Origin of the sequence: Rhodococcus sp. SORGH_AS_0301, assembly GCF_030818285.1 — a bacterium.
Taxonomy (GTDB): Bacteria; Actinomycetota; Actinomycetes; order Mycobacteriales; family Mycobacteriaceae; genus Rhodococcoides.
In genome coordinates, this window is record NZ_JAUTAC010000002.1 from 3032846 (window position 1) to 3045570 (window position 12725).

The window sequence follows — 12725 nt, forward strand, 5'->3', positions numbered from 1 at the left end:
TGGACACTGACCCGATGACGTGGACCAGGAGTACCTCGAAGGTCGTCGGATCTGCCGCCCTGCTGGCCGTCGTGGCGGCGACCGCGGCATGCGGGACCGGGGAGTCCGGTGCGTCGGCCACCGACACACCGCCGGGGATCTCCGTGTCCGGGGTCGGCGAGATCCAGGGCACCCCGGACACTCTCACCGCTCAGATCGGTGTCGAGACGACGGCGGACGACGTGACGACGGCGATCGACGAGGCGAACACCGCGGTGACTGCGGTGACCGAAGCGATCGCCGCTGCCGGAGTGGACCGCGCGGACATCCAGACCCGCCAGGTGTCCATCGACCCGCAGTATGCCGACGGGTTCGGGGGCGGAACCTCCACGATCTCCGGCTACCGGGCGTCGAACATCCTCGGTGTGACCGTGCGCGACCTGTCGCGAGCGTCGGCGGTGCTGGGCGACGCCACCCGCGCAGGTGGGAACGCGACCCGAGTGTCCGGCGTGTCCTTCCGCATCGACGACGATTCCGACCTCATCGCCGACGCTCGGTCACGGGCATTCGCGGACGCTCGCGACCGAGCCGAGCAGTACGCGTCCCTGGCGGGAAGCGATCTAGGCAAAGTCCTGTCGATCACCGAGAACATCACCGGCCAGGAGTCGGCGCCCAGCTTCGACAGAAGCTCCGCCTCGTCCGCGGTGCCGATCGAGCCGGGGCAGCAGACCGTCAGCGTCTCGGTGAACGTGCAGTGGGCGCTGGGATGACTCCCCGGCTGCAGTACACCTAGCGCCGCAGGGCGCGTCCCGCGGCACGTCCGGAGAAGATGCACCCCCCGAGGAATGTGCCTTCGAGCGAGCGGTACCCGTGCACACCGCCGCCACCGAAGCCGGCGACCTCGCCGGCCGCGTAGAGCCCCGGGAACGGCGTGCCGTCGGCTCGGAGCACCCGGGAGTTCAGGTCGGTCTGCAACCCGCCCAGCGACTTTCGCGTCAGAAGGTGCAACTTGACGGCGATCAGCGGACCCGCTGCGGCACGCCCGGTCTCGTCGAGCAGCTTGTGCGGTGTGGCGATGCGCGCCAGGCGATCGCCTCGGTAGTTGCGCGCCGCGTGGATCGCCGAGACCGAGAGGTCCTTGCTGAAGTCGTTGTCCATCTCACGATCTCGCGCGACGACCAATTTCTCGACCTCGGCGGCGTCGAGCGTGACGTCACCGATCTTGTTCATACCGGCGACCAGTTCGGCCACCGTGTCGGCGACGACGAAGTCGACGCCCTTCTGCTTAAAGGCCTCGACGGGGCCGGGTGCGCCGGGACGGACTCGCTCGAGAAGCTTGCGCAGATCGCGGCCGGTGAGATCCGGATTCTGCTCCTGACCGGAGAGTCCGAACTCCTTCTCGATGATCTTCTGATCGAGGAGGAACCACGTGTAGTCGTGTCCCGTCGACACGATGTGTTCGAGAGTGCCGAGCGTGTCGAAGCCGGGGAACAGCGGCGCCGGTAGCTGCTGACCCGACGCGTCGAGCCACAGCGACGACGGACCCGGCAGGATGCGGATGCCGTGGTTCGGCCACACGGAGTCCCAGTTGGTGATGCCCTCCGTGTAGTGCCACATGCGGTCCTCGTTGATGATGTTCCCGCCCGCGGCACGCGAGATCTCCAGCATCCGACCGTCGACATGCGCCGGTACGCCCGAGAGCATGTGAGAAGGGGTGCGGCCCATGCGCTTCGGCCAGTTCTTCTGCACCAGGTCCCAGTTGCCGCCGATGCCGCCGGAGGTCACCAGCACCGCGCCGGCCCGGATCTCGAAGTCCCCCACCACGGTGCGGGAGGACGTCACGCCGCGGGCGACGTCGGTCGGCTCCAGGACGGCGCCGCGTACACCGGTCGCGACACCGTCGGTCACCACCACCTCGTCGACCCGGTGCCGGAAGGCGGGAATCACGCTGCCGCGGTCGATACCGTCCCGCACGATGCGTTCGAAGATCTCCACCAGTCCCGGCCCGGTACCCCAGGTGAGATGGAATCGCGGCACGGAGTTGCCGTGGCCGGTGGGGCCGTAGCCGCCGCGCTCGGCCCACCCGACGACCGGGAAGATCTTCCAGCCGCGCTCGCGCAACCAGGAGCGCTTCTCCCCCGCCGCGAAGGCGACGTAGGCCTCGGCCCACTGGCGAGGCCACTCGTCCTCGGGACGGTCGAAGCCGGCTGATCCCATCCAGTCCTGCAGGGCGAGTTCGTAGGAGTCCTTGACGCCGAGACGACGCTGCTCCGGGCTGTCCACGAGGAACAGCCCTCCGAACGACCAGAACGCCTGGCCGCCGAGGTTCGCCTCGTTCTCCTGATCGAGCAGGATCACGCGCTTGCCCGCCTCGACCAGTTCTGCTGTCGCGACCAGTCCTGCGAGACCCGCACCCACCACGACGACATCGCACTCTCGTATCCCCATGACCTCACCGTATACGGCGAACCATGTTTTCGATACCGTCGGTATCGAGCGGTACTCTTCCCGAGTGAGCACCCCCGACCCGAACATCACCGAGCCGACCACGCGCCCCCCTCGCAGCGAGGTTCGCGAGCGGATCATCGCGTCCGCGATGACGGAGTTCGGTCGACGCGGGTACGCCGACGCCACGCTCGACGCCATCGCCGAGCAGGCCGGGTTCACCAAGGGCGCGGTCTACTCGAACTTCGGTTCCAAGGAGGGGCTGTTCTACGAGCTGATGGACCGGCAGGTGCTCGGTCGGGCGCGGATGTCGGTCGACCTGCTCGCCGAGCTCCCCTCCGACCTGCGGGACGCCCAGCGGGTGCTGAGTACCCGTCTCACGGAGGCGATCTCGAACAATCGCGACTGGCATCTGCTGTTCATGGACTACTGGTCGAGGGCCCTTCGCGATCCCGAGGTGGGTGCCCGCTTCGCCCAGCACCGGGCGCAGCTCCGGGCGGCGGTCACCGACGCCGTCGTCAGCGTCACCGAGAGCTCCGGAGCGGCGTTGCACGTTCCCGCGGAGTGGGTCACGTTCGTCATCCTGGCGCTCAGCAACGGTCTGGCCGTCGAGGAACTCGCCCAGCCGGGCATCGTGCCCCCGCAACTGATGGGCGAGGTCGTCGGGCGCCTCCTGCACATCCCCTGACCACGAAGGTCCTCAGCGCCCCGAATACGTCGCCTTCACATGCATCCGTTCGCCCTGCGGTCCGAAGATTCCCAGGTACTCGACGGGCCGGCGGTCGGCGCTGCCGAACCAGTGCGGAAGGTGAGTGTCGAATTCGGCCACCTCACCCGGACCCAGCACCAGGTCCTTGTCGCCCAGAATGAGTCGTAGCTTCCCGTTCAGCACGTAGATCCAGTGATAACCCTCGTGAGACCCCAACCGCGGGTTCTCCTCGTAGCGATCTCCGGGGACGATCTGCTTGAACGCCTGCAACCCGCCCGCCCGGCGCGTCAGCGGGACGACGGTGACGCCGTTCGTCGTGACCGGCGTGAACTGCACCCGCGGATCTCCGGTCTCGGGGGCGTCGACGATGTCGTCCAGGGGAACGTCGTACACCTTGGCCAACGGCAGCAACAGCTCGAGGCTGGGCTTGCGTTGCCCCGATTCGAGCCGGGAGAGCGTGCTCACCGGGATGCCCGTGCGTTCGGACACCGCGGCCAGGGTCACGTCCGCCGCGACGCGGAGAGCGCGCAAGCGCGGACCGATCGCACTGATCACACCGTCGAAGTCGTCCATACCTCATATTGCAGTTTCGGCAAATATGTTTGTCAAATCCGCAGACTCGGGCGCACAGTGTCCGCATGACCTCACACCACCACGTCGACGCCGACGTCATCGTCCTCGGCGGCGGGTCCGCCGGACTGTCCGCCGCACTCATGCTCGGCCGTGCCCGTAGGCGAGTCCTGGTTCTGGACAACGGAACTCCTCGCAACGCACCTGCCTCGCACATGCACGGCGTGCTGGGTCGGGACCACACCTCGCCGCTCGACTACCTGAAGAACGGCCGAGCCGACCTCGAGCGATACGACGTCACGATCGTCGACGCCACGGTCACCGCACTCGGCGGTCACGTCGGGCACTTCTCCGCGACCACGGACGACGGACGCGCCTTCTCGGCGCGGCGCATCGTGGTGACGACCGGACTCACCGATCTGCTCCCGCCCGTCGACGGTCTGGCGGAACGCTGGGGTCGGGACGTCGTGCAGTGCCCCTACTGCGACGGGTGGGAGATCCAGGATCACCGCATCGGCGTCCTGAGCACCGGGCCGTTCAGCATCCATCACGCCTCGATGTGGCGGCAGTGGACTGAGAACCTGACCTTCTTCACCGACGGCGGACCTCTGGCGGACGATGATCGCGAGAAATTCACCGCGCGCGGCATCGAGATCGTCGAGCAGAAGGTCACCTCGGTGCTCACCGGGGAGGATCGCCTCCGTGCTGTCGGGCTGGCCGACGGGACCGAGGTCGCGGTCGACGCTCTCGCCGTGGGACTGCGCTTCACCGCTCGCAGTGAACTTCTCGGATCGCTCGGCCTCACCACAGTGCCGCACGCGACCGGACTCGGCGACGTCGTCGAGGTCGATTCCTTCGGAGCCACCACCGTGGCGGGAGTGTGGGCGGCGGGCAACGTCACCGACCCGTCGGCCACGGTCATCGCCTCCACCGCGCAGGGAGCCCTCGCCGGCGCTCACGTCAACGCGAACCTCGTCGCCGAGGAGTTCGACCAGGCGGTCCAGGCAGGGCGCCCCCGGCCGACACTGGACGGGCACTTCTGGGACGAGTTGTACCGGGAGTCGGACAAGCGGTGGAGCGGCAATCCCAACCCGACACTGGTCCAGTACGCGGAGCACCTCTCCCCCGGGCGCGCCGTCGACGTCGGATCGGGTGAGGGCGCCGACGCCGTGTGGCTGGCGGAACGCGGCTGGACCGTCACCGGCGTCGACATCTCCGAGGTGGCCGTCGAGCGGGCACGCGGACTGCACGACGGTGTGACGTGGCTGGCCAGGGACCTGCTGACCGACCCGCTGCCGCCGCACTCCACGGATCTGCTGACGCTGCACTACTTCGGCATCCTGCGGTCCGGGCCGGCGGACGGGCTCGCGCGCCTCGTCGACACCGTCGCGCCCGGCGGCACGCTGCTCATGGTCGGCCACACCCCGTCGCCCGGACACCGCTGGGCAGGGTTCGATCCGTCGGACTTCCACAGCCCCCACTCCGTCGCCGAGTCCCTCGACCCCGCCGAGTGGACCGTCACGGTCGACGAGACGCGTCCACGACTGGTGGAGGCAGCACCCGGAACCCCCCACGTCTCCGACGACATCCTGGTGGCCGTCCGGGTGCCGGAACGGGTCGGACAGCGATAGCGTCGTCGCATGATCCCGGCGTCCGATCTCCGCGCTCGTTTCGCAGTCGCCCTCTCGGCGATGTACGGCCGTGAGGTCCCGGCGTACACGACGCTGGTGGAGGTGGCGACCGCGGTGAACGCAGACGTGGTGGCTCGCGAGGGTGCCGAGGCCGAGCGCCTCGGCACCCTCCACCGCGTCACGGCGGAACGGCACGGAGCCGTCCGGGTGGGGACCGTCGCCGAGTTGCGCGACGTGGCACGACTGTTCGGGGGATTCGGCATGCACCCCGTCGGCTTCTACGATCTGCGTGACGCCGCCACCCCGATACCGGTGGTGTCCACGGCGTTCCGGCCCGTGGACTCGATCGAGCTGGCCCGCAACCCGTTCCGGGTGTTCTGCTCCATGCTCGTCGTCGACGACCGCAGATTCTTCACCGCCGATCTGGAGCAGCGACTCTCGACCGCACTCGAGGCGCGCACGCTCGTCCCGCCCGACCTGGTGCGCCTCGCGGTCCGTGCCGCCGAGGACGGCGGGTTACCGGAACCGGAGGCCACCACGCTCGTCGACGGCGCCGTCGCCGTTTTCGAACTCGGCACGGAGCCCGTCGATCGCGCCTGGTACGACGAGCTCGAAGCCGTGTCGTCGGTGGCCGCGGACATCGGCGGGGTGTCGTCGACGCACATCAACCACCTGACGCCGCGGGTGCTCGACATCGACGACCTGTACCGCCGCATGGCCGAGCGCGGTATCGAGATGATCGACAGGATCCAGGGACCCCCTCGGTGGGCCGGACCGCCGGTGCTGTTGCGCCAGACGTCGTTCCGAGCTCTCGCCGAACCTCGACTCTTTCGCGACGCGTCCGGTGCCACGTTCTCCGATCGGCTCCGCGTGCGCTTCGGTGAGGTGGAGGCACGGGGCGTCGCCCTCACCCGCCGCGGCCGGGAGGTGTACGACACCGCTATGGCGCGGGTGGACGGCCTCTCCGACGAGGCCGCTGCCCGGGAGTGGGCGCAGCACTTCCCCGGCACCGATCAGGAGATGGCGGAGCGCGGACTGGCCTACTACCTTCGCAGGCCGGACGGGCTCGAACCCGTTGTCTACGAGGACTTCCTACCCGCGTCCGCCGCGGGGATCTTCCGGTCGAACCTCACCTCGGACGGCGCCGTGGACACCGATGCCGAGGGAACGAGCTGGTCGGCGGAGTCCCTGTCCGAGGCCCTCGGGATGCCGATCGCGGATCCCTACGACCTGTACGACGCGCAGGTCGCGGCCGGGTCAGGCGACAGCGGTGCGTGAGCGCGGAACCCACTCGTAGCGGGCCGACGTCGCACCGTGGAAGCGCGCCAGGTCCACCGCGTCGAGCATGGCGGCACGGGGGCCCGGACGGCCGAGCTGCTTGGCGCTCACCGACAGTCGCACCACGCCGCCGCGGCGAGCCGTACGGCCGGCACCCATGACGAGCGCGCGGCACCACCACGGTTCCGTGGACCCGGGCTCCCAGACGTAGCCACCGGATCCGGTGCCGAAGCCCTCACCGATACCGTGGACCCGACCGCGCACCGTGGTGCCCCGCTCGAGGTCCTGGATGCCGGCGAGCCCGGCGAAGACACGGAACCCGACCGTGGGAAGGGCGGACACCGCACCCGGTGAGGCGACCCAGCGGGGCGGTGCGAACACGCGGGTGCGCATGCCGATCTCCTCCATGACCCGGTCCGCGGCGCGCAACCGCAGCTGCGCCTCGTGAGCGGGGAGGGTCGCGAACTCGGCACGACGCCGCTTGGTGGCCGCCTGGTCGTATCCGTGCAGGACCAGTGCGTCTCCGTGATCGCGGCGCATGCGCAGCCAGTCCTGCGTCTCGGTGTCGCGCGTGAGGCGGTACTTGTCCTTCAACCGCGGGGCCACGAGAAGCGACAACTCGATGTCGCGGCGATCCATCTCCGCGGCGAACTCGGCGGCGGCGTCGCGGGTCTCGTCGCGGATACCGGACACGGACACGATCAGACGTGCACTCATGAAGAAACCGTCGCACACCGAGGTGTACGACGGTCTCGTCCCGCGTGAACGCCGGGCGACGTCAGAGAGTCGGAACGGGCAGCACCTTGTCGATCGCCGCGAGAACCTCGGGGGCGTCCGGTTCGGTGCGGGGGCGGAATCGGCCCACGACCTCGCCGTCCGGCGAGACGAGGAACTTCTCGAAGTTCCACTGCACGTCTCCCGCGTTCCCCTCGGAGTCCGCGGTCTGCGTCAGGATCTCGTAGAGCGGGTGCCGGTTCTCGCCGTTGACGTCGACCTTCTCCATCAGCGGGAAGGTGACGTCGTACGTCGTGGAGCAGAACGTCTCGATCTCCTCGGCCGAGCCGGGCTCCTGGCCACCGAACTGGTTGCAGGGAACGCCCACGACCGAGAGTCCGCGGTCCGCGTACTCGCGGGCCAGCTTCTCCAGCGTCGTGTACTGCGGGGTCAGGCCACACTTCGAGGCGACGTTGACCACGAGCACCGCGCGGCCGCTGTACTCCTCGAGCGAGGTGGGAGCGCCGCCGAGAGTGCTGATGCCGACGTTCTGCAGTTCTGTCATGGGCTCACAGTACCGGCCGGTAACCCGTGAGCACGAGAGCGGGCGCACCCTCCCTGTGTGGAGGATGCGCCCGCTCTCGGTCGGTGCGTGCGGTGCTAGTTCTTCACGAGGTCGGGCTTGGCTTCCGGATCGCGGGCCTCTCCGTGCCCGTCGTCCACCATCGTGGTCTCGTCGAACGGGAGCTTGCCGGCGAGGACGTCCTTGACGCGTTCGTTGTCGATCGTCTTCGTCCAGGTGCCGACCAGCATCGTGGCGACGGCGTTACCCGAGAAGTTGGTGACGGCGCGAGCCTCGGACATGAACCGGTCGATGCCGACGATGAGGCCGATGCCGTCGAGCAGCTCGGGGCGGTGGCTCTGCAGACCACCGGCGAGCGTGGCGAGGCCGGCGCCGGAGACGCCGGCCGCACCCTTGCTGGCGATGATCATGAAGACGAGCAGCGAGATCTGCTCGCCGAGTCCGAGCGGGTTGCCCATGGCGTCGGCGATGAAGATCGAGGCCATCGTCAGGTAGATCGCGGTGCCGTCGAGGTTGAAGGAGTAGCCGGTGGGGACGACGACGCCGACCGTGGTGCGCTGCACTCCGACGTGCTCCATCTTGGCGATGAGGCGCGGCAGGGCCGACTCGGAGGACGAGGTGGCGACGATGAGCAGGTACTCACGGGCCAGGTACTTGACCAGCTTGAAGATCGAGACGCCGGAGACGAAGCGCAGGATCGTGCCGAGGATGCCGAAGACGAAGATGGTGCAGGTCAGGTAGAAGGCCAGCATGAGGGTGGCCAGCTGGACCACGGCCTCGAAGCCGGTGTCACCGACGACCTTGGCGATGGCGCCGAAGGCACCGATCGGGGCGAGCCACAGGATGCCGGCCAGGATGCGGAAGACGAGCTTCTGGATCGAGCCGATGCCGCGGAGGATGCCCTCACCCTGCTTGCCCATGGCCTGCAGGCCGAAGCCGACGAGCAGCGCGACGAAGAGGGTCTGCAGCACGCTGCCCTCGGTGAGCGACGACAGCAGCGACGTCGGGATGATGCCCTGGATGAAGTCGAGCGTGCCGCCGGCACCTTCCGCGGTCTCGACGAGCTTGCCGACAGCGCCGGAGTTCGGCTCGATGTTCAGGCCGGTTCCCGGCTGGATCAGGTTGCCGACCACCATGCCGATGGCGAGGGCGAAGGTGGACATCGTGATGAAGTAACCGAGGGCGAGGCCGCCGACCTTGCCGACGCTGGCCGCGGCCTTGACCGACCCGATGCCGAGCACGATGGTGCAGAAGATGACCGGGCTGATCATCATCTTGATCAGATCGACGAACATGGTGCCCAGCACGCCGAGGCTCGACCCGACCTCGGGTGCGACGAGACCGACGATGACACCGCCGATCACGGCGATGATCACGGCGATGTAGAGCCAGTGGGTCTTGTCCCGCTTCTTCTTGGGCGGCGGGGTCGCGTCGTACGGTTCGGCGTCGATGCTGGCGGTCATGGTTGTCCTTACGATCGTGGCGTGAGGTGGATCACGCTTGTCTGAATGGAATGGTGGTCCATGAGCGTGACCCGAGTCACCAATGAGTTCATTTCGTTCATGTGTACAGCGGTCACGCGCACGTCGTGAGCAGAACAGTCGAACCCGGAGGAACCCCGTGAGCAGCACGAACACCCGGCGTCGCCGCAGTGTGGCGCGGCAGCTCCTCGTCGGCCAGCTCGCGGTCGTGGTGCTCCTCGTGACGCTCGGCGGCGCTCTCGCCCTCGTCGACGCCCGCCGGGACAGCGACGAGAGCATCCGCCGGGAGGTCGTCGACATCGCCGTCTCGATCGCGACTGCCCCGTCCACGGTGACCGCACTCGCGAGTGCGGATCCCACAGCCGCGCTGCAACCGGTGACCGAGCGCGTGCGCATCGCGACGGGGATGGACTTCATCGTCGTCATGTCGCCCGACCGCACGCGTTTCACCCACACCACCACCGAGCTGATCGGCGGGCAGTTCACGGGCACGATCGACCGGGCGCTCGCCGGCGAGACGTTCACCGAGACGTACCGCGGATCTCTGGGACCGTCGATCCGCGCCGTCACGCCCGTGCTCGACGACGGCCGCGTCGTGGGGCTCGTCTCCGCCGGGGTCACCCGCCAGAAGATCTCCAGTCAGTTCGTCGCCGGGCTCCCGGCAGTCCTCGGCATCATCGCGGCGGCACTCGGCGTGGCCCTCGCGGCGTCGTATCTACTCAATCGGCGGCTCAGTCGTCAGACCCTCGGGCTCGCGCCCGACGAGCTGCGCAGCATGTACGAGCACCACGACGCCGTCCTGCACTCCATCGGCGAGGGGCTGGTGGTGTGGGGCGACGACTCGGAGGCGGAGCTGGTCAACGACGAGGCGCGGCGGCTGCTGGACCTGCCCGAGGGTCCCGTGACGCGCGAGCGCCTTCCGGAATCGCTGCGCGGACTGGGCGACACCGCCGTTCGCGACGAGATGCACCTGACGACGACGCGTGTCCTCGTGGTGACCCAGGACCCCGTCCTGCACGGGTCCCGCCGGCTCGGCACGGTGACCGTGCTGCGCGATCACACCGAATTGCAGCGTGTCATGGGCGAACTCGACTCGATGACGTCCTTCGCCGAGTCGCTGCGCTCGCAGGCGCACGAGTCGGCGAACCGTCTCCACACCGTCATCACGATGGTCGAACTCGGCCGCACCGAGCAGGCGGTCGAGTTCGCCACCCAGGAACTCGAGCTGTCGCAGAACCTCATCGACCGGCTCATGAGCACGGTGCAGGAACCCGCGGTCGCAGCACTGTTGCTGGGCAAGGTGAGCCAGGCCGCCGAGCAGGGCGTCGAGCTCACGGTCACCGAGGACACCGCCCTCACCGACACCGAGTCCTTCGACCGACGCGAATTGGTCACTCTCGCCGGAAATTTGATAGACAATGCGATCGATGCAGCGAAGCAGTCGGACGAGCCGTGGGTGGAGGTGACCGTGCGCGAGAGCGAGACGGACCTCGTGATCCAGGTGGCGGACAGTGGACCGGGAATGGACGCGGACGCCCTGGCGAGAGCACGGACCCGCGGATACTCCACCAAGTCCGGCTCGCGGGGCCTCGGTCTCGCGCTGGTCACCCAGGTGGTCGAACGCCATCACGGGACCCTGACGTCGGAGACGACCTACGGATCGGTCGTCACCGCGAGCATCCCGCATGAGTGAGGCACCCGGTCCCGACCACACCACCATCCGCGTGCTGATCGTCGAGGACGAACCCCTGATCGCGGAGGCCCATTCGAGCTACGTCGGTCGTGTCCCCGGCTTCACCGTGGGTGCGATGGTGCACACCGGGTCGGGCGCCATGCGCGCGGCGTCCAAGGCCATCGCCGACGGGTCGCCGTTCGATCTGGTCCTGCTCGACATCGGGCTGCCGGACGCCAACGGCATCGACGTCGCCGCCGCACTCGGTGGACTGCGCCCCGGACCCGACGTCATCGCCATCACCTCCGAGCGCGACCTCGCCGTCGTGCGCAACGCCGTCGCGCACGGGGTGGTGCTGTACCTGCTCAAGCCCTTCACCTTCGCGGCGTTCCGGGACAAGCTGGAACGGTACGGCGAGTTTCGCAGTGCCCTGCGCGACGGCGAGTCGGCGGTGAGTCAACGCGACATCGACCGCGCCATGGCCTCTCTGCGCACCGCGGACGAGCGCGCCGCCTCCCCCAAGGGCATCGCTCCGGCGACACTCACCGAGATCTCGAACAGCGTGCGGGCACAGCCCGAGGGACTCGGGGCCTCCGAGGCAGCCAAGGCCGTCGGCGTCTCCCGGGTGACGGCGTGGCGCTATCTCGAACGGCTCGCCGACGACGGGCTCGTCGAGCGGCACACCGAGTACGGCAGGGCCGGACGGCCCCAGGTGCGGTACCGCTGGCGGTGAGTCAGCCCAGCGGGACCGTGCGCTCCAGGAATGCGATCTGATCGGCCACCACGTGCTCGAACGGGTCGCCGACATAGATCTCGAAGTGGCCGTACGGGTACACCTCGATCTGTCCGCGAGGCGCCTTCGCCGCATGGCGCAGGGTCGCCTTCGTCGGTGCGACGGTGTCCGGATCGCACACGCAGAACAGCACCGGCGCGGTGATCTTCTTCGCCGCCCGGCCGGGGAAGTACCGGGTGATGGCGAGTGCGAACCGAGCCGCCACCTCGTTGGAGAAGGCGGAACCGGGGGGCTGCAGACCGAGGTACCCGTCGAGCGCATCGGTGCTGGCCATCAGTGCGACACCACGGTGTTCCGCGGCGAGCGGCACCATCACGGGAGGCTTGCCCCGGAGCGATCCGACGATGTCCCGGACGGCGAGCGGGGTGATCCTGAGCGTCGTGCTCAGCGGCGTGGCCAGGGCCGACGCGAGCCCGTCGGTGAACGGGCACTGGGAGATCACCGCGGCGACCCGGCCGTCCCGAGCTGCGGCCTCGAGTACGTGGCCACCGCCGAACGAGGACCCCCACAGCACCACTCGGGTCGGATCGATCCCGTCGATCGTGCGAGCGTGCGCGATGGCCGACGCCCAGTCCTCGAGCTGGAGCCTGATGTCGAGGAGCTGCCGTGGCTCGCCGCCACTGGCGCCGAAGTGGCGGTAGTCGAACACCAGGCACGCGTAGCCGGCAGCAGTGAAGCGCTCGGCGTACGCGTCGAGCCGCATCTCGCGGACACCGCCCAGACCGTGGGCCAGGACGACGATCGGCTGCCGCTCGCTCGGTGTGTCCGGACGGTACAGCCACGCCGCACAGGTGGCGTCCCCGGACACGAACTCGACATCACGACGTTCACTCACTGCGGCCCCCGACCGTCATTCGCTGCAGTCCACCC

Annotated in this window: 12 protein-coding genes; 6 read left to right on the plus strand and 6 right to left on the minus strand. The window is 68.8% G+C overall.

The annotated features are described in order from the left end of the window. Positions 1–14 precede the first annotated feature (14 nt). The gene (locus QE397_RS14910; RefSeq protein ID WP_307095593.1) at positions 15–749 is read left to right on the plus strand and encodes an SIMPL domain-containing protein; all 735 of its coding nucleotides are present in this window, start codon (positions 15–17) and stop codon (positions 747–749) included. A 19-nt stretch (positions 750–768) separates the two neighbouring features. Here QE397_RS14910 and QE397_RS14915 read toward each other — a convergent pair whose 3' ends face one another. Continuing rightward, on the minus strand, positions 769–2427 hold the full coding sequence (locus tag QE397_RS14915; RefSeq protein WP_307095595.1) for an FAD-binding dehydrogenase: 1659 nt from the start codon (positions 2425–2427) through the stop codon (positions 769–771). A gap of 64 nt (positions 2428–2491) precedes the next feature. On the opposite strand from QE397_RS14915, the gene QE397_RS14920 reads away from it, so the two are divergent. Next, positions 2492–3112, plus strand: a complete 621-nt coding sequence (locus QE397_RS14920; protein ID WP_307095598.1) for a TetR/AcrR family transcriptional regulator — start codon at positions 2492–2494, stop codon at positions 3110–3112. A 12-nt stretch (positions 3113–3124) separates the two neighbouring features. Here the strand turns inward: QE397_RS14920 and QE397_RS14925 are convergent, their stop codons facing one another. Beyond that, entirely contained in the window at positions 3125–3706 is a 582-nt protein-coding gene (locus QE397_RS14925) for a helix-turn-helix domain-containing protein (RefSeq protein WP_222627893.1), read from the minus strand. Positions 3707–3771: 65 nt separating this feature from the next. Here QE397_RS14925 and QE397_RS14930 point away from each other — a divergent pair, with 65 nt between their 5' ends. Then, positions 3772–5334, plus strand: a complete 1563-nt coding sequence (locus QE397_RS14930; RefSeq protein ID WP_307095601.1) for a bifunctional NAD(P)/FAD-dependent oxidoreductase/class I SAM-dependent methyltransferase — start codon at positions 3772–3774, stop codon at positions 5332–5334. A gap of 9 nt (positions 5335–5343) precedes the next feature. Beyond that, positions 5344–6612: a VOC family protein gene (locus tag QE397_RS14935; RefSeq protein ID WP_307095603.1), complete on the plus strand. Its 1269-nt coding sequence runs from the start codon at positions 5344–5346 to the stop codon at positions 6610–6612. On the opposite strand, the gene QE397_RS14940 is transcribed toward QE397_RS14935, so the two are convergent. The 3 genes from QE397_RS14940 to QE397_RS14950 all read right to left on the minus strand — a co-directional run bounded on the left by QE397_RS14940 (position 6592) and on the right by QE397_RS14950 (position 9372). After that, a complete protein-coding gene (locus tag QE397_RS14940) occupies positions 6592–7329 on the minus strand; it encodes a DUF2334 domain-containing protein (protein WP_027504308.1) in 738 nt (245 codons plus the stop codon). The genes QE397_RS14935 and QE397_RS14940 overlap by 21 nt on opposite strands. Before the next feature lie 61 nt (positions 7330–7390). Continuing rightward, entirely contained in the window at positions 7391–7891 is a 501-nt protein-coding gene (locus tag QE397_RS14945) for a glutathione peroxidase (RefSeq protein ID WP_027504309.1), read from the minus strand. Positions 7892–7986: 95 nt separating this feature from the next. Continuing rightward, complete coding sequence (locus QE397_RS14950) at positions 7987–9372, minus strand: cation:dicarboxylate symporter family transporter (RefSeq protein WP_027504310.1); 1386 nt, start codon at positions 9370–9372, stop codon at positions 7987–7989. 157 nt (positions 9373–9529) lie between these two features. Here QE397_RS14950 and QE397_RS14955 point away from each other — a divergent pair, with 157 nt between their 5' ends. Then, a complete protein-coding gene (locus tag QE397_RS14955; protein ID WP_027504311.1) occupies positions 9530–11083 on the plus strand; it encodes a sensor histidine kinase in 1554 nt (517 codons plus the stop codon). Then, the gene (locus QE397_RS14960) at positions 11076–11795 is read left to right on the plus strand and encodes a response regulator (RefSeq protein ID WP_307095606.1); all 720 of its coding nucleotides are present in this window, start codon (positions 11076–11078) and stop codon (positions 11793–11795) included. Before QE397_RS14955 ends, QE397_RS14960 begins: the two co-directional genes overlap by 8 nt. Before the next feature lies 1 nt (position 11796). Here the strand turns inward: QE397_RS14960 and QE397_RS14965 are convergent, their stop codons facing one another. Then, entirely contained in the window at positions 11797–12690 is an 894-nt protein-coding gene (locus tag QE397_RS14965) for an alpha/beta hydrolase (RefSeq protein WP_056446674.1), read from the minus strand. Positions 12691–12725 lie beyond the last annotated feature (35 nt).